Here is a 17,465-nt window from a genome sequence, read left to right as displayed (position 1 = left end):
GGCTTAGTGACCTCCGAGGGCGAGGGACAGGTGGCGGATGGAGAAGGCGACCATGGTCACGACCCAAAGGGCCAGGACTGCCCACAGCATCTGCCGCTGGTACTTTGCGCCCTTCTTCCAGAAGTCGACCGCAATGATCCGCAGGCCGTTGAAGGCGTGGAACACGATCGCGGCAACAAGGCCGGTCTCGCCCAGCGCCATCAGGGGGTTCTTGTAGGCGCCGATCACAGCGGTGTAGGCCTCCGGTGACACACGCACCAAGGAGGTGTCCAGGACGTGGACCAACAAGAAGAAAAAGATCACTACACCGGTAATGCGGTGTCCTACCCAGGACCACATGCCTTCACGGCCGCGGTACAAGGTGCCAGCTGGTTTTGTCGGCACTGATAAACCTCCCTGCAACACAGCGGCGCTGGCATGAGATCCATGCGGGGGGAACGCCTGCTGCGAGAGCACTCGTAGCTCAGGCCTAAATCTAGGCTCCGCTAACAGCTTATTCAATTTCGGAGATTCTTGGTGCCCAGTACTGGAGCGGATTTTCCGGGGAAATGAGACGAACGCCACATCCCTGCAGGCTTTTGGGTACGACGGCGCCGCAAAACGCAGGTCTGATGTGTCGCCAAAGGAGCCGGTTGGGGCCGTTCCGCTAAAGTAGCCGTGATGAGTACAGACAAAGTGACAAGCCCGGCTTCACCCCTTGACCGCTTCATCGCGGTGATTCCGGCAGGCGGAGTGGGGACCCGCCTCTGGCCCCTGTCACGTGCAGCAGCTCCCAAGTTCCTTCACGATCTCACGGGATCGGGCAGCACGTTGCTGCGCGCCACCTATGACCGGCTGCACCCTTTGGCGGGCAACCGAATGCTGGTGGTGACCGGCCGGGCGCACCGCGACGCCGTATGCCGCCAGCTGCCCGAGGTGCCGGACGCCGACCTTGTCCTCGAGTCGGAGCCAAAGGACTCCGCTGCCGCCATCGGCCTTGCGGCGGCGATCCTGCACGAGCGCGATCCCGACACCATCATGGGTTCCTTCGCAGCCGACCAGGTGATCAGCCCGGATGATCTGTTCCAGCAGGCCGTCCGCGAAGCCATCCACACCGCTGCCACCGGCAAGATCGTCACCATCGGCATCAAGCCCACGCACCCGTCCACCGGCTTCGGCTACATCCGCTCCGGCAAGGCCCTGCACATTGAAGGCGCGCCCAGCGCCCACGACGTGGTGGAGTTCGTCGAAAAGCCGGACGAAGTGGTGGCCCAGCAGTACGTGGACAGTGGCGACTACGTGTGGAACGCCGGCATGTTCGTGGCGCCGGTGGCGTTGATGCTCAAGCACCTTGAGGCGAACCAGCCCGAACTGTTCCAGGGGCTGCAGGAAATCGCCCGGGCGTGGGACACCCCCCAGCGCGACGAGGTCACGGCACGCATCTGGCCCACCCTGCCGAAGATCGCCATCGACTACGCAGTGGCCGAGCCCGCCGCCGAAGCCGGGGACGTCGCCGTCGTTCCCGGAACTTTCCGCTGGGACGATGTTGGCGACTTCGCCTCCGTTGGCCGCCTCAACAGTGCCAAGGAAGTGGACGACGTCACCGTCCTCGGCGAAGGTGCCCGCGTGTTCACCGAGAACTCAAGCGGCGTTGTGGTTACCGACACCAAGCGCGTGATCGCCCTGATCGGCATCCAGGACGTGGTCATCGTGGATACCCCGGACGCTTTGCTGGTGACCACCATGGCCAATTCCCAGCGCGTCAAGGCTGCCGTCGACGCACTTAAGGCAAGCGGCGACACGGACGTCCTCTGAACCGGAACCTGCCGGCGCCACCGGTGCCGGCAGGTTCCGGAATGTAATGAGGCGTCAGTGAATGGGCACTAAAGCCGGCACCCTCGCTAGAGTGAAACAGTGCGCAACTACACTACTGAAGCCGAGCCCACCGCCCTGGTGGCTCCCTGGCTCGAACCGCTTTTGCCGGAACTGATCGAATTCCGGCGGGACCTGCATGCGCACCCGGAGCTGTCCTTCAAGGAGTTCCGCACCACGGACAAGCTTGCCGAGCGGCTCGAAGCCGCCGGCCTAAGTCCCCGCCGCCTGGAAGGCACCGGGCTGACCGTGGACGTGGGCGAAGGTCCCATCGCCACGGCGCTGCGCGGCGACATTGACGCCCTGCCCATCATCGAGGAGACGGGCCTGCCGTTCGCGTCGAAGAATCACGGCGTCACGCACGCCTGTGGCCATGACGTGCACACCACCACCATGCTGGGCATCGCCCTGGTATTGAACCGGATGCACCAGGAGGCACCCCTTGGGGCCACCGTCCGGATCATCTTCCAGCCTGCCGAGGAAACGATGCCCGGCGGCGCGCACGCCTGCATCGAACAGGGCGTCCTGGAGGGCGTCCCCCGGATCCTGGCCCTGCATTGCGACCCCCGGATTGAGGTGGGCAAGGTGGGAACGCGGATTGGTGCCATTACCTCGGCATCGGACACCATCCGGATCGAACTCTCCGGCCGTGGCGGCCACACGTCGCGCCCGCACCTCACCGAGGACCTGGTGTTCGCGCTGGCCCAGATCGCCGTGAACGTACCGGCCGTGCTGTCCCGCCGGGTGGACGTCCGCAGCGGGGTCTCCGTGGTGTGGGGCCAGATCACCGCAGGCTCGGCACCCAATGCGATTCCCGGCAGCGGCTACATGGCCGGGACCATGCGCTGCCTGGACCGCGACGCCTGGCACGCTGCCGGCGAACTCCTTGACGAAGTGGTCCACCAGGTGGCCGCGCCCTACGGCGTGGACGTCCACCTGGAGCACACCAGGGGAGTGCCGCCGGTGGTGAACTCGGAACACGAGACAGCCATCATCGAAGCTGCCGCCCGGGCCGAAATCGGCGAGAGCGCCGTGGTGCTGACGCCGCAGTCCATGGGCGGCGAGGATTTTGCCTGGTTCCTGGCGGAACTTCCGGGAGCCATGATGCGCCTGGGCACCAAGACGCCGGGCGGTGAGGACTACGACCTCCACCGCGGCGATTACATCCTGGACGAGCGCGCCCTTGGCCTGGGCATCCGGGTCCTCACCGCAGCGGCGCTGCGGACCATCCGGGACCTCGAGCAGGCACCGCTTCCGTAACCTCTTTGGCCTGGGGGTGCGCCTGGCAGAGCCCGGCCGGAAAGGTGCCCTGCCGCCGTCGTTCGCATGGCGACGGCGGCGCAACAGGGGCTGCCCCACCTTCAGTAAGTTGTGCACAACTTAATTGTTGGCTATCGTTTCTGTATGACCGAAGCACCCCGCCTGGACCGGCAAGTCTGTTTTGCCCTGTACTCAGCTTCCCGTGCCGCCACCGCCGTCTACCGGCCCGTGCTGGACCAACTGGGGCTCACCTACCCGCAGTACCTGGTGATGCTGGTCCTGTGGGAAAGCGAACCCCGGGGCGTGAAGGAACTCGGCGGGGAACTTGGCCTCGACTCCGGCACCCTCTCGCCGCTCCTTAAGCGCCTGGAAGCCCTGGGGCTGGTGGAACGGCGGCGGTCCGGCGAGGACGAACGCCGCGTCGCCATCCACCTGACGGATGCCGGGCGGAACCTCAGCGGCGCGGCCAGCGCCATTCCGCAGCGGCTGGCCGATGCCGCAGGACTTTCGCTGGACGAACTCGAACAGCTGCGGACCACCCTGGGCAAGCTCACGGCTGCCCTGCATGAATCGCTGTGAACCCGAATACTGCACCTCCCATCTACAGGACGGATTTTTTTCGTGAAGACTCTCTACACCGCCGAGGCGCTGGCCTCGGGCGAAGGGCGCGACGGCGCTGCACGCAGCAACGACGGCAGGCTCGCAGTGGATCTCGCCAGCCCGGTCGAACTCGGCGGCAGCGGCCACGGCACCAACCCCGAACAGCTTTTCGCCGCCGGGTATGCCGCCTGCTTCCATTCCGCACTGCGCCTGGTCGGCCGCAAGGCAGGCGCTGACCTGACGGACTCGGCAGTGGCAGCGAAAATCCACCTGGGGCAGCTGGACGGCGGAGCCGGCTTCGGGCTGGCCGCCGAACTGGAAATCGCCCTGCCCGCCCTGGACCTCGCCACGGCGGAAGACCTTGTGGCCAAGGCGCACCAGGTCTGCCCCTATTCCAACGCCACCCGCGGCAACATCAACGTCGACCTCAAGATCCTGGAGTACGCAGCATGAGCACAGCCCTTACGACCACCACCCGCGAAATCCGGTTGGCTTCGCGTCCCGAGGGACGCCCGTCCAATGAGAACTTCGAACTTGCCGAGTCTCCGCTGCCCGCACTCGAAGACGGCCAGATCCTGGTGCGGAACCTCTTCATGTCCGTAGACCCGTACATGCGGGGCAGGATGAATGACGTCAAGTCCTACTCCGCGCCCTTCGCCGTGGGCAAGGCGCTCGACGGCGGGGCGGTGGGCGAGGTGATGGCGTCCCGGTCGTCCGCACACCAGGAGGGCGACGTCGTCGTGCATCCGCTTGGCTGGCGCGAGTATTCGGTGGTCGACGGCGCTTCTGCCACCCCCGCCCGCACTGACCTGGCCCCGGCGTCCGCTTTCCTGGGTGCCCTGGGCATGACCGGGCTGACGGCCTACACCGGTCTGTTGAAGGTTGCCGAATTCAAGCCGGGCGACGCCGTGTTCGTTTCGGGCGCGGCGGGTGCCGTGGGCTCGCTGGTGGGACAGATCGCCAAAGCCATGGGCGCCTCCCGGGTCATCGGCTCGGCCGGCTCGCCCGCCAAGGTGGCCCGGCTCCTGGAGCTCGGTTTCGACGCCGCGTTCGACTACCATGACGGTCCCGTTGTCGGGCAACTGGAAAAGGCGGCCGGCCCGGCCGGCATTGACGTCTACTTCGACAACGTGGGCGGCGAGCACCTCGAGGCAGCCCTGTCGGTCCTCAACGTGGGCGGCCGGGTGGCAATGTGCGGCGCCATCGCGCAGTACAACTCAACCGAACCCACTCCTGCACCCCACAACCTGATGCAGGCTATCGGGAAGCAGCTCACCCTCCGGGGCTTCCTGGTGGGCGGGCAGCGCCAGCACGCGGCGGAGTTTGCGGAGAAGATGGCCGGCTGGCTGGCGGACGGGACCGTGCGCTACGACGAGACCATCGTTGACGGACTGGAGAACGCGCCGCAGGCCTTCATCGACCTCCTGGACGGCGCAAACACCGGGAAAATGCTCGTCCGGCTGTAGCCGCCACCATCACGCACAAGCAGTAGGGACACCGCATCCGCGGTGTCCCTACTGCTTGGTAACAACTTGTAAACAATCTCCCGGATGGGCTCCTGGCGTGCTATGGGGACGTGGCGCAGGCCACTAAAGTAAGTGCCATCAGTGCGCTCCGGCGCAGTGCTGCGTGCCTTCAGTGAAAACAGAATTTCAGCGCCGAAACGGACACTCATTGAATTCCAGCCCGTAGCGCCACTCGCATCATCCCTGGAGGAAAATTGAAGAAATCACTGCGTGCCAGCTTCAAGCGCGGTTCAATGGCCGGAGTGGCCACCCTCGGTGCGTCCGCGCTTGTGCTCACCGCCTGCGGTGCAGCCCCCGAAGCCGGAAGCACCTCATCCGCAGGTGCCAGCGACTACACGGGCTGCATCGTGTCGGACTCCGGTGGATTCGACGACCAGTCCTTCAACCAGTCCTCCTACGAGGGCCTGAAGAAGACCGAGAAGGACCTTGGCATCAAGGTCAACCAGATCGAGTCGAAGACCAATAACGACTTCGAACCCAACCTGCGGGCCATGGTCACGGCCGGCTGCAACCTGACCATCACGGTGGGCTTCCTGCTCGGCGACGCCACCAAGGCCCAGGCCACCGCCAACCCGGACAAGCACTTCGCCATCATCGACTTTGGCTACGACAAGCCCATCAGCAACGTCAAGCCGATCATCTACGACACCGCGCAGGCGGCCTTCCTCGCCGGCTACCTGGCTGCAGGAACCACCAAGACCGGCACCGTGGCCACCTTCGGCGGCATCAAGATCCCCACCGTGACCATCTTCATGGACGGCTACGCCGACGGCGTGAAGTACTACAACCAGCAGAAGGGCAAGAACGTCAAGCTGCTCGGCTGGAACAAGGATGCCCAGGACGGCAGCTTCACCGGCGACTTCGAAAAGCAGGACGTGGGCAAGCAGCTGACCAAGAACTTCCTGGACCAGGGTGCGGACATCGTCATGCCCGTGGCCGGTCCCGTGGGCAAGGGCGCCGGAGCCGCGCTTAACGAGGCCAAGGCTGCCGGCAAGGACGTCAAGCTGATCTGGGTTGACTCGGACGGCTACCTCACCGCCCCGGACTACAAGGGCATCATGCTCTCCTCTGTCATGAAGCAGATGGGCGAGGCCGTGGAGACCGTTGTCACCGAGGACAAGGACGGCAAGTTCAACAACACCCCGTACGTTGGCACCCTTGCCAACGACGGCGTGCAGCTGGCACCCTTCCACGACCTCGACTCCCAGGTCCCCGCCGACGTGAAGTCCGACCTCGAGAAGATCAAGAAGGACATCGTCGACGGCAAGCTGAAGGTCGAGTCCGCAGCCAGCCCCAAGGCCTGATCCACCACAGGAAGCGCCACCGCCGGTCCGTCACCCACTGGCCGGCCGGTGGCGCTTTTTGCTGGCCGAACGTTTACAGCGCCCGGCCGGCTCCTCCCGGGACTGCAGCCACTAGGCTGGTGCTGCAGCCATATATCCCGTCCGGTCGATCACCGGACGCTTCGAGATTGGTCAGAGTTTTGAAACTTGAACTCAGAGGGATCACCAAACGTTTTGGCACGCTCCTGGCCAACGACCACATAGACGTGGTGGTTGAGCCGGGACAGATCCACTGCCTCCTTGGTGAAAACGGGGCGGGGAAATCCACCCTGATGAATGTGCTCTACGGGCTGTATGAGCCTTCCGAAGGCGAAATCCTCATCGATGACAAGCCCGTCACGTTCCGGGGCCCGGGCGATGCAATGGCGGCAGGGATCGGCATGGTGCACCAGCACTTCATGCTGGTGCCGGTCTTCACCGTGGCAGAGAACGTAGCGCTGGGCGCCGAACCCACCAAGGCGGCCGGGTTCCTCAACCTGGACCAGACCCGGCAGCGCATCAAGGAAATCTCGGACCAATACGGCTTCGATGTGGACCCGGACGCCCTGGTGGAGGACCTGCCGGTGGGCGTGCAACAACGGGTGGAGATCATCAAGGCACTGGTCCGCAACGCCAAGGTGCTGATCCTGGATGAGCCCACCGCCGTGCTGACTCCGCAGGAGACCGACGAGCTCCTGGATATCATGCGCCAGCTGAAGTCGCGCGGAACCTCCATCGTCTTCATTTCGCACAAGCTGCGCGAGGTCAAGGAAGTCTCGGACACCATCACCGTGATCCGGCGGGGCAAGGTAGTGGGCACGGCCGATCCCGCCGCCTCCACCACCGAACTTGCCTCGATGATGGTGGGCCGTGCCGTAAGCCTGACCCTGGACAAGGCTCCGGCCCAGCCCAAGGACACCACCTTCGAAGTCCGCGACCTCACCGTCATCGCGCCCAACGGCCAGCACGTCGTGGACCATCTCAGCTTCCACATCAAGCGCGGCGAGATCCTGGCCGTTGCCGGCGTCCAGGGCAACGGGCAAACCGAACTCACCGAAGCGATCCTGGGCCTGCAGGAGCGGGTCACCGGTTCCATTGTCCTGGACGGCAAGGAGCTCGTGGGCCGGTCCGTCAAGGAAGTCCTGCAGGCCGGCGTCGGGTTCGTTCCCGAAGACCGCAAGGTGGACGGGCTGGTGGGCACCTTCTCCGTGGCGGAGAACCTGATCCTTGATCTTTATGACAAGCCGCCCTTCGCCAAGGGGATCAGCATGAGCCCTGCGAAAATCATGGAGAATGCCAAGGCGCGCATCGGCGAATTCGATGTCCGCACACCCTCCGCCGCAGCCGCCGCCGGGACCCTGTCCGGCGGCAACCAGCAAAAACTTGTGATGGCCCGCGAACTTTCCCGTCCACTGCGCCTGTTCATCGCCTCCCAGCCCACCCGCGGCGTGGACGTGGGTTCCATCGAGTTCCTGCACCGGCGGATTGTCGCGGAGCGTGACCAAGGGACCCCGGTGATGATCATTTCCACCGAACTGGACGAAGTCATGGAACTGGCGGACCGCATTGCGGTGCTCTACAAAGGCAAGCTGGTGGGCACTGTCCCCGCCGGAACCAGCCGGGACGTCCTTGGCCTCATGATGGCTGGCATCCCGCCGGAAGAACACGCACACACCCCGCCGGCCGGCACCCCGGCCGCCACCTCCAACGCCGAGGGAGCCGACCATGCCTGACCAGCCTTCCCCCAAACACGCAGACGAAAGCCGGCACGTCGACAACGAACAGCCCGGCGCCGGGTCTGCCGCCGGCCAAAATGCTGCGGAGGAAACGGCCGCAGTAGTGGCCGTCGACACCGCCGGCGGGGCGATGCAGCCCTCGGCTGTTCCAGCCACGGCCCAAAGCGGACTGCTTCCCGGCGGCTCCGACACCGTCCTGCGCAGGATCTTCACCGGAAGCGGCATGGTGTCCGTGCTGGCAGTGCTGCTGGCGCTGATCATTGGCGGCCTGCTCATCGCGAGCACCGACAAGCAGGTGGCCACCACCGCCGGCTACTTCTTCGCCCGGCCCACCGACATGCTGACGGCCGTATGGAATGCTGCCACGCGCTCCTACATAGCGCTGTTCCAAGGCTCGGTGTTCAACCCCCGCGGCAATGGGCTGGCCGCACAGTTCGCACCCTTCATGGAGACCCTCACCATCGCCACGCCGCTCATCACGGCCGGCCTGGGCGTGGCGCTGGCGTTCCGGGCCGGGCTCTTCAACATCGGCGCCCAGGGGCAGATCATCGTGGCCGGCATCCTGGCGGCCTGGGTGGGCTTCGCCCTGCACCTGCCGTTCGGCCTGCACCTGCTGCTGGTGCTGGTGGCCGGCATCATTGGCGGCGCCCTCTGGGGCGGCCTCGCCGGCCTGCTGAAGGCCCGCACCGGAGCCCACGAAGTCATCCTGACCATTATGTTCAACTACATCGCGCTGTACTTCCTGCGCTACCTGCTGAATACCCCGGCGTTCCAGCGGCCGGGGGAGTCGAACCCCATTTCGCCCATCCTGGATCCCAGCGCTGTCTACCCCCAGATCCTGGGCAGCCAGTACCGGCTGCACCTGGGCTTCATTCTGGCCATCGCGGCCACAGTCCTGGTGTGGTGGCTCCTCAACCGGTCCACGGTGGGCTTCGAGTTCCGTGCCGTGGGCGCCAACCCCAAGGCAGCCCAGACCGCCGGCATCAACGTCTCCCGCTCCACCGTCCTGGTCATGGCCATCGCCGGCGGGCTCGCAGGCATGTCAGGCGTGGCCCAGGTCGCGGGCACGGAGAAGGTGCTCACGGACGGAGTCGCCGCCACGTACGGCTTTGACGCCATCACGGTCGCCTTGCTGGGACGTTCGACGCCGTGGGGCACCTTCGCTGCCGGCCTGCTGTTCGGCGCCTTCCGCGCCGGGGCGGTCCAGATGCAGATCCAGACCGGCACCCCCATCGACATCGTCCTGGTGGTCCAGTCCCTGATTGTCCTTTTCATTGCCGCGCCGCCGCTGGTGCGGGCCGTCTTTGGACTGAACCCGCGGCGCAGGAAGCCCGCGCGCGCAGCCAAGTCCGGGCAGGCAGCCACTACCGGAGGTGCCGCATGAGCACAACAGTTTCATCGTCCAGGCCGGGCAAACCCCAGCCCGGAGGGCCCAAGGCGGACGCCCCTTCCGCAGCGCCGGCGGGCAAACCCGTCAGCTGGAAGACTCCCGTCCTGCTCGCTGTCTTCGCCCTGGTCTCCCTGGTGTTCTTCGGATTCCTGGCGCCCAGCCAGACGGCCAGCTTTGGCATCTCCACCGGCGGCGACTTCTTCCAGCTGCCTGCATTGGAGATCAATGCGTTTGCCGGCGGCATCGTACTGTCAGTAGTGCTCATGGCGCTGGCAGGGTACGCCGTCTACCTGAAGACCAAGAACCAGCCGGCTCCGGGCTGGTTGGCGGTCACCTTCATCGTGATCTTCGTGGCGGCCTTCCTTATTTGGGTGGTGGGCGGGGCCCGCACCCCCGCCATCTCGCTGGCGGGGCTCATCGCCGGGTCCGTCACGCTTGCGGTTCCGCTCGTGTTCGGTTCATTGTCCGGTGTCCTGTGCGAGCGGGTGGGCGTGGTCAACATCGCCATTGAAGGACAGCTCCTGGGCGGTGCATTCACCGCAGCCATCGTTGCCAGCATGACAAAGAACGCCTTCATCGGGCTGCTGGCCGCGGCCATTGCCGGGGCGGTCGTGTCCATGGTGCTGGCGCTGTTCAGCATCAAGTACCTGGTGAACCAGATCATCGTTGGCGTCGTCCTCAACGTCCTGGTCTCAGGGGTGACGGGCTTCCTCTTCAGCACCGTGATGCAGGCCAACAAAGCCCAGTTCAACTCACCGCCGGGGCTGGACGTCATCGACATCCCCATCCTCTCCAGCATCCCCATCATCGGCCCCATCCTGTTCCGGCAGTCGCTGGTGGGCTACCTCATGTATGTGGCCGTCGCGGTGGTTTGGGTAGGCCTGTTCAAGACCAGGTGGGGCCTGCGCGTCCGGGCAGTGGGGGAGCACCCCCAGGCCGCAGACACCCTTGGCATCAACGTCAACGCCACGCGGTTCTGGAACGTGACCCTGGGCGGTGCCGTCGCCGGAATTGGCGGCTCCTTCTTCACCCTGGTAGCGATCGACAGCTTCACCAAGGAGATTTCCGGCGGCCGCGGCTTCATCGCGCTGGCCGCCCTCATCTTTGGCCGCTGGAACCCGGTGGGCGCCTTCTTCGCGGCACTCCTGTTCGGTTTCGCCGACAACCTGCAGAGCATCGTGACCATCATCGGCACCCCGGTGCCCAGCCAGTTCATGGCCATGCTGCCCTACCTGGTGACCGTCCTCGCCGTCGCCGGCCTGGTAGGCAAATCCAGGGGCCCGGCCGCCAGCGGCATCCCCTACGTCAAGGGATGACGGCCATGGCCGGCACGCAGCCGGTGGACTGGGCCGCCCTGGAGGCGGCCGCAGTCGCCGCCATGAAGAACGCCTACGCCCCGTACTCGAAGTTCCCGGTGGGAGCCGCGGCCCTGACCGGGGATGGCCGGATTGTCAGCGGCTGCAACGTGGAGAACGCCAGCTACGGGCTGACGCTCTGCGCGGAATGCGCCCTGGTGGGAAACCTGCACATGACCGGCGGAGGCCTGCTCCGAGCGTTCTACTGCGTTGACGGGGCGGGGAACATCCTCATGCCCTGCGGCCGGTGCCGGCAGCTGTTGTACGAATTCCGCGCCCCGGATATGCAGCTCATGACTGCCCAGGGCATCAAAACCATGGACCAGGTGCTGCCCGACGCCTTTGGTCCCGAACACCTGGAGGAGACCCGGTGAACGAGAGCAGGACTGAGGCGTTCGACGCCGTTGACATCATCCGCACCAAGCGGGACAAGGGAACGCTGAGCCCCGAACAGATCGACTGGACCATCGATGCCTACACCCGCGGAGCGATCGCGGATGAACAGATGGCAGCCCTGAACATGGCCATCCTGCTCAACGGCATGGACCGCGCCGAAATTGCCCGGTGGACCGCCGCAATGATTGCCTCCGGCGAACGGATGGATTTCTCCAGCCTCCGGCGCCCCGATGGCGGCCTGAAGTACACCACGGACAAGCATTCAACGGGCGGTGTGGGGGACAAGATCACCCTGCCGCTGGCCCCGCTCGTCGCAGTGTTCGGCGTGGCCGTTCCGCAGCTGTCAGGCCGTGGGCTGGGGCACACCGGCGGAACCCTGGACAAGCTGGAATCCATTCCCGGGTGGCGGGCCAACCTCTCCAATGACGAGATCCTGGCCCAGCTCCAGGACGTGGGGGCTGTGATCTGCGCCGCCGGAGCGGGCCTGGCGCCGGCGGACAAGAAGCTTTACGCCCTGCGCGACGTGACCGGCACCGTGGAGGCCATCCCGCTGATCGCGTCGTCCATCATGAGCAAGAAGATCGCCGAGGGCACCGGCTCGCTGGTCCTGGATGTTAAGGTGGGCAGCGGCGCGTTCATGAAAGACGAGGCCAAAGCCCGCGAACTCGCCGGGACCATGGTGGCGCTGGGCAAGGATGCGGGGGTCAACACGGTGGCGCTGCTGACCAACATGAACACCCCGCTGGGGCTCACCGCCGGCAACGCCATCGAGGTGGAGGAATCAGTGGAGGTGCTGGCGGGCGGCGGTCCCGATGACGTTGTGGAACTGACCGTCCGGCTCGCCGAGGAAATGCTCGCCTGCGCAGGAGTGCATGACGCCGACCCCGCTGCTGCCCTCAAGGACGGCCGGGCCATGGACATCTGGAACCGGATGATCGCCGCCCAGGGAGGCGACCCCCGGGCCGGCCTGCCGGTGGCCAGGGAATCCGACGTCGTTTACGCTCCGGCGGACGGTGTGCTGGTGGAACTGGATGCACTCGCCGTAGGGGTGGCCGCCTGGCGGTTGGGCGCCGGACGTGCCCGCAAGGAGGACGCGGTCCAGGCGGGGGCGGGAGTGCGCATGCACGCAAAGCCCGGCGCCACAGTGCGCGCCGGGGAACCCCTGATGACCCTGCTCACGGACACCCCTGAGCGGTTCGCGCGGGCCAGGGAAGCCCTTGAACATGCCGTGGTCATCGCTCCGGAAGGTTCGCGGCCTGCCCAGCAGCTCATCATCGACCGCATAGCATAGGCACCAATGCAGGCCATCAATGACTTCATCCTCGCCGCAGCCGGGCAGCCCTGGGTGCTGGTACTGGTGCTGGCCTGCTGCATCATTGACGGCTTCTTCCCGCCCGTCCCCAGCGAAACCGTGGTGGTGGGCCTTGCAGCCGTCGCCGCCACCGCCGATGTGCCCAACCCGCTGCTCCTGGCCCTGGTGGCGGCCGCCGGTGCCTTCTCCGGTGACAACATCGCCTACCTCCTGGGCCGGCGGGTGGGCACCGGGCGCTGGGCCTGGATGCGCGGCCCGCGGATGCAAAGCGCGTTCCGCTGGGCGGGCCGCGAACTGCGGAAGCGTCCCGCCTCGCTGATCCTGGTGGCCCGCTTTGTCCCTATCGGGCGGGTGGCGGTCAACCTGACCGCCGGCGTCACCCACTACCCGCATCTTCGGTTCGTGGGCCTGACCATCCTGTCGGCCAGCCTCTGGGCCGGCTACTCGGTGGCGATCGGGCTTTTCTTCGGCCAGTGGTTCGAGGACAACCACCTCCTGGGCGCGGCAATCGCCATCGTGTGCGCCGTAGCCCTGGGCATTGTGGTGGACCTGGTAATCAACAAATTCCGGGGCAAACCCAACGTCGTGGAGCGGATCCGGGAACCCGGTGCCTGACCAGCGCGTTTAACCTGTAATTCCGGGCTTCGGGGCGTAGCGCATTGCGGCTCCCGCATGGGACACTTAGGAACGATTTCCGCTTTGGCTGCGGCACTTTGGCTGTGTCATTTTTTATACAGGAGCAACACCGCGTGGAGTTTATTAATGAGGCCGTGCTCCATGCAGCGGGCCAATGGTGGATTTACCCCGTCCTGTTGGTGTTCTTCTTCGTGGACGGCTTCGCCATGGTGGTCCCCAGTGAGACGCTGATCGTTGCGCTGGCGGCTTTTTCCCGTCACAGCGGCGAGCCCAATCTTTGGATCCTGGGCCTGACGGCCCTGGTCGGCGCCATCTGCGGCGACAACATGGCCTATATGCTCGGCCGGAAGATTGGCCTGGACCGGTGGGGGTGGATGCGCCGGCCCAAAGTCCGGAAGGTCTTCGCCTGGGCGCGGTATGAGCTTGAAAAGCGGGGTGCCGTACTGATCTTCACCGCCCGCTACATCCCCTGGGGCCGGGTGGCGGTCAACTACGTCGCCGGCAGCACCGGCTTCTCGCACCGCAGGTTCTTCGTCTTCGACGCCTTCGCCTGCGTCACCTGGGTGGGCTACTCCCTTGGTATCGGCGTGCTGGCCAGCTCGTTCCCCTGGCTGCACCACAACCCCCTGCTGAGCGCAGGTATCGCCGTCGTGTTCGCGATTGTCCTGGGCATCGTCATTGACCACCTGCTGCGCTGGTGGCACAAACGGCTGGGCCGGAACGACGCACCTGACGCGGACGGGTGGAGCGATGAAACCTCCGGCTCCGGCCACGAGGGACGACCCGGCACCCAGGCCCTTGTAATGCCGTCGGCAGAGGCCGGTCCCGCGGCCAAGTAGCGCCGGGCTTTGAACGGCTGGCTTTGAACTCTGGCCCACCCTAAGGTGGGAACGTGACTGAGCCTATTGTTGACGCTGCCCCTGCCATCGATTTTGACCTGAAGAGCCTGCCCAAGGTTTCCCTTCACGACCACCTGGACGGAGGACTCCGTCCGACCACCATCATCGAACTGGCGGAGGCCGTAGGCCACACACTCCCCTCGACCGACCCGGTGGCCCTGGGGCAGTGGTTCCGGGAGTCAGCGGATTCCGGATCCCTGGTCCGCTACCTGGAGACGTTCGACCACACCGTTGCCGTGATGCAGACCTACGACGGTCTGTTCCGCGTCGCGAAGGAGTTCGTTGAGGACCTCGCCGACGACGGCGTGGTGTACGGCGAAGTGCGTTGGGCCCCCGAGCAGCACCTCCAGAAGGGCCTGAGCCTTGATGAAGCCGTGGAAGCGGTTCAGGATGGCCTGGAGGCCGGCGTCGAAGCCGTGTCCGAAAGTGGCCGCGAAATCCAGGTGGGCCAGCTGATCACCGCCATGCGGCACGCCGACCGTGGCCAGGAGATCGCCGAACTGGCCGTCCGCCACCGCAACAAGGGCGCAGTGGGTTTTGACATCGCCGGGGCCGAGGACGGCTTCCTGCCCAGCCGCTTCAGGGACGCCTTCACCTACCTGGCCCAGCACAATTTCCCTGCCACGGTTCACGCCGGCGAGGCGGCCGGGCTGGAGAGCATCCAGTCCGCGCTGGTGGACGGCCGCGCCCTCCGCCTGGGCCACGGCGTCCGGATCGCCGAGGACATCATGGTGGAATTCGACGACGACGGGGAAGCCGGGGACACTGTTGGCCTGGTCACCCTCGGGGACCTCTCCAGCTGGATCCGCGACCGCGGCATCGCCCTGGAAATCTGCCCGTCCTCAAACCTCCAGACCGGCGCGATTGCAGAATTCGGTGAGGGCATCGAGAGCCACCCGCTGGACATGCTCTACCAGCTGGGCTTCAACGTCACCATCAACACGGACAACCGCCTGATGAGCGGCGTCACCCTGACCGACGAGTTCAACCTGCTGGTGGAAACCTTCGACTACGACCTCGACGACCTGCTGGAGCTGACCCTCAACGCCGCCGAAGCGTCCTTCCTGCCCCTGGAGGAAAAGGAAGCGCTGGTGGAATACATCAACGACGCCTACGCCAACCTTGGTTGACCAGGCGCCCGTCGGGAGGCTCGTCACTGTCATAGGGCAGCTGCGTGAGCACTGTCCCTGGATGGGCGCCCTGACACACGCCTCGCTGGTGGAGTACCTCCTGGAGGAGGCGTACGAGGTGGCCGAAACCATCGAGGAGGGCCACCCCGACGCCGAACTCCAGGGCGAGCTGGGCGACGTCCTGCTCCAGGTGGTGCTGCACGCCCGGCTGGCCGAGGAACGCGGTGCGTTCAAGTTCGACGACGTGGCGCGCGGCCTGGCTGCCAAAATGATCCGCCGGAACCCGCACGTGTTCCAACCTGACGGTTCCCTGCAGGAGAGCTTCCCGGCCACCGTTGAGGAGATCGAGCAGAAGTGGGACGAGGTCAAGCGGGCCGAACGCCCGGAGCGGCCCAGCGCCTTTGAGGGCATCCCGGAGGCCCTCCCGGCGCTGGCCAAGGCCCAAAAGTCGCTGGACCGTGCCGCCCGCGCGGGCCTCGGGCTTCCCGACGGCGCTGCCGTCCCTCAAAGCGAGGAGGAACTCGGAAACCTGCTGCTCGCCGTCGTGCGTTCCGCCCGTGACAACGGCATGGACGCTGAGCGTGCCCTCCGTGCCGCGGTCCGCCGTTACCAAGGCGGCCACGCGCCATCATGACGTCACGGCCCCGGCCGGTTTGAGTAACCCGGACCACTCTCGACTACGCTAGTCCCTGACGAGTACGTCGAGTTTTTTGCCTGATTCCCCCCGTTAATCGCCCATAAGGAGCAAATTCATGGCGCTTATCGATGCCATCCACGCCCGCGAGATCCTCGATTCCCGTGGCAACCCCACCGTAGAAGTTGAAGTCCTGCTTTCCGACGGGCAGATCGGCCGCGCGGCCGTTCCCTCCGGCGCTTCCACCGGCGAGCACGAGGCCGTCGAACTGCGCGACGGCGACAAGGGCCGCTACCTCGGCAAGGGCGTGCAGAAGGCCGTCGACGCCGTGATCGACCAGATTGCCCCCGCCCTGACCGGCTTCGACGCCACCGACCAGCGCAGCATCGACCAGGCCATGCTGGACCTGGACGGCACCCCCAACAAGGGCAAGCTGGGCGCCAACGCCATCCTGGGCGTCTCCCTGGCGGTCGCCAACGCAGCCGCGGCCTCTGCCGACCTGCCGCTCTACAAGTACCTGGGCGGCCCCAACGCGCATGTCCTGCCCGTGCCGCTGATGAACATCCTCAACGGTGGATCCCACGCCGATTCCGACGTCGACATCCAGGAATTCATGATCGCCCCGATCGGCGCCGAGACCTTCTCCGAGGGCCTGCGCTGGGGCGTCGAGGTGTACCACAACCTCAAGTCCGTGCTCAAGGAAAAGGGCCTGTCCACCGGCCTCGGCGACGAAGGCGGCTTCGCCCCGAACCTGCCGTCCAACCGTGCAGCACTGGACCTGATCCAGGAAGCCATCAAGAACGCCGGTTACACCCCGGGCAAGGACATCGCCCTGGCCCTGGACGTTGCCTCCTCCGAGTTCTTCAAGGACGGCGCCTACCAGTTCGAAGGCAAAGCGCTCTCCGCCACCGAGATGAGCGCGTACTACGCCGAACTCGTGGCCGACTACCCACTGGTCTCCATCGAAGACCCGCTGGACGAGAACGACTGGGAAGGCTGGAAGACCCTCACCGACACCATCGGCGACAAGGTCCAGCTGGTGGGCGACGACCTGTTCGTCACCAACCCCTCCATCCTGCAGCGCGGCATCGACACCAAGACCGCCAACTCCCTGCTGGTCAAGGTCAACCAGATCGGTTCCCTGACCGAGACCCTGGACGCCGTCAGCCTGGCCCAGCGCGCCGGCTACACCACCATCACCTCGCACCGCTCCGGCGAAACCGAGGACACCACCATCGCCGACATCTCGGTGGCCACCAACGCCGGCCAGATCAAGACCGGCGCCCCGGCCCGCTCCGAGCGCGTCGCCAAGTACAACCAGCTGCTGCGCATCGAAGAGGAACTCGACGACGCCGCACGCTACGCCGGACGCAGCGCGTTCCCGCGTTTCAAGGGCTAGTAACCGCCTAAACCCATCC

At 65.8% G+C, this 17,465-nt stretch carries 17 protein-coding genes; 16 read left to right on the top strand and 1 reads right to left on the bottom strand.

Annotation, left to right across the window (positions count from 1 at the left end):
* Nucleotides 1-3: 3 nt before the first annotated feature.
* Nucleotides 4-339 (bottom strand): succinate dehydrogenase, cytochrome b556 subunit, encoded by a 336-nt coding sequence (gene sdhC, locus ACV095_RS14770; protein ID WP_026265921.1) that lies wholly within the window; start codon nucleotides 337-339, stop codon nucleotides 4-6.
* A gap of 321 nt (nucleotides 340-660) precedes the next feature.
* Between sdhC and ACV095_RS14765 the strand changes: the two genes are divergently transcribed.
* The 16 genes from ACV095_RS14765 (at nucleotide 661) to eno (ending at nucleotide 17,446) form a co-directional block, all read left to right on the top strand.
* A complete protein-coding gene (locus tag ACV095_RS14765; RefSeq protein WP_478222151.1) occupies nucleotides 661-1,794 on the top strand; it encodes a mannose-1-phosphate guanylyltransferase in 1,134 nt (377 codons plus the stop codon).
* Nucleotides 1,795-1,893: 99 nt separating this feature from the next.
* A complete protein-coding gene (locus ACV095_RS14760) occupies nucleotides 1,894-3,111 on the top strand; it encodes an amidohydrolase (protein ID WP_018770213.1) in 1,218 nt (405 codons plus the stop codon).
* A 144-nt stretch (nucleotides 3,112-3,255) separates the two neighbouring features.
* Nucleotides 3,256-3,690: a MarR family winged helix-turn-helix transcriptional regulator gene (locus tag ACV095_RS14755; protein ID WP_018770212.1), complete on the top strand. Its 435-nt coding sequence runs from the start codon at nucleotides 3,256-3,258 to the stop codon at nucleotides 3,688-3,690.
* 42 nt (nucleotides 3,691-3,732) lie between these two features.
* Nucleotides 3,733-4,164 (top strand): organic hydroperoxide resistance protein, encoded by a 432-nt coding sequence (locus ACV095_RS14750; RefSeq protein WP_134164562.1) that lies wholly within the window; start codon nucleotides 3,733-3,735, stop codon nucleotides 4,162-4,164.
* Nucleotides 4,161-5,177 (top strand): NADP-dependent oxidoreductase, encoded by a 1,017-nt coding sequence (locus ACV095_RS14745; RefSeq protein WP_478222150.1) that lies wholly within the window; start codon nucleotides 4,161-4,163, stop codon nucleotides 5,175-5,177. The genes ACV095_RS14750 and ACV095_RS14745 overlap by 4 nt, the downstream gene beginning before the upstream one ends.
* Nucleotides 5,178-5,431: 254 nt before the next feature.
* On the top strand, nucleotides 5,432-6,541 hold the full coding sequence (locus ACV095_RS14740) for a BMP family lipoprotein (RefSeq protein WP_018770209.1): 1,110 nt from the start codon (nucleotides 5,432-5,434) through the stop codon (nucleotides 6,539-6,541).
* 179 nt (nucleotides 6,542-6,720) lie between these two features.
* Nucleotides 6,721-8,292, top strand: a complete 1,572-nt coding sequence (locus tag ACV095_RS14735; protein WP_144600478.1) for an ABC transporter ATP-binding protein — start codon at nucleotides 6,721-6,723, stop codon at nucleotides 8,290-8,292.
* Nucleotides 8,285-9,679 carry an ABC transporter permease gene (locus tag ACV095_RS14730; protein ID WP_144600476.1) on the top strand — a complete coding sequence of 465 codons (1,395 nt, stop codon included), beginning with the start codon at nucleotides 8,285-8,287 and terminating at the stop codon, nucleotides 9,677-9,679. Before ACV095_RS14735 ends, ACV095_RS14730 begins: the two co-directional genes overlap by 8 nt.
* Nucleotides 9,676-11,001, top strand: coding sequence for an ABC transporter permease (locus tag ACV095_RS14725; RefSeq protein ID WP_018770206.1), 1,326 nt, complete (start codon nucleotides 9,676-9,678; stop codon nucleotides 10,999-11,001). The genes ACV095_RS14730 and ACV095_RS14725 overlap by 4 nt, the downstream gene beginning before the upstream one ends.
* 5 nt (nucleotides 11,002-11,006) lie before the next feature.
* Nucleotides 11,007-11,414, top strand: a complete 408-nt coding sequence (locus ACV095_RS14720; protein WP_018770205.1) for a cytidine deaminase — start codon at nucleotides 11,007-11,009, stop codon at nucleotides 11,412-11,414.
* A complete protein-coding gene (locus ACV095_RS14715) occupies nucleotides 11,411-12,727 on the top strand; it encodes a thymidine phosphorylase (RefSeq protein ID WP_478222149.1) in 1,317 nt (438 codons plus the stop codon). Before ACV095_RS14720 ends, ACV095_RS14715 begins: the two co-directional genes overlap by 4 nt.
* A 6-nt stretch (nucleotides 12,728-12,733) precedes the next feature.
* Nucleotides 12,734-13,363 carry a DedA family protein gene (locus tag ACV095_RS14710; RefSeq protein ID WP_478222148.1) on the top strand — a complete coding sequence of 210 codons (630 nt, stop codon included), beginning with the start codon at nucleotides 12,734-12,736 and terminating at the stop codon, nucleotides 13,361-13,363.
* Nucleotides 13,364-13,497: 134 nt separating this feature from the next.
* Complete coding sequence (locus ACV095_RS14705) at nucleotides 13,498-14,223, top strand: DedA family protein (protein WP_018770202.1); 726 nt, start codon at nucleotides 13,498-13,500, stop codon at nucleotides 14,221-14,223.
* 53 nt (nucleotides 14,224-14,276) lie between these two features.
* The gene (locus ACV095_RS14700) at nucleotides 14,277-15,413 is read left to right on the top strand and encodes an adenosine deaminase (protein WP_478222147.1); all 1,137 of its coding nucleotides are present in this window, start codon (nucleotides 14,277-14,279) and stop codon (nucleotides 15,411-15,413) included.
* 61 nt (nucleotides 15,414-15,474) lie between these two features.
* The gene (locus ACV095_RS14695) at nucleotides 15,475-16,047 is read left to right on the top strand and encodes a MazG nucleotide pyrophosphohydrolase domain-containing protein (RefSeq protein ID WP_018770200.1); all 573 of its coding nucleotides are present in this window, start codon (nucleotides 15,475-15,477) and stop codon (nucleotides 16,045-16,047) included.
* 118 nt (nucleotides 16,048-16,165) lie between these two features.
* The gene (gene eno, locus ACV095_RS14690) at nucleotides 16,166-17,446 is read left to right on the top strand and encodes a phosphopyruvate hydratase (RefSeq protein WP_018770199.1); all 1,281 of its coding nucleotides are present in this window, start codon (nucleotides 16,166-16,168) and stop codon (nucleotides 17,444-17,446) included.
* The last annotated feature ends 19 nt before the right edge of the window (nucleotides 17,447-17,465 follow it).

This window comes from Arthrobacter sp. JDC6, from assembly GCF_056484025.1.
The sequence above is the reverse complement of the archived record's forward strand: the minus strand, read 5'-3'. Positions and strand labels throughout refer to the sequence as shown.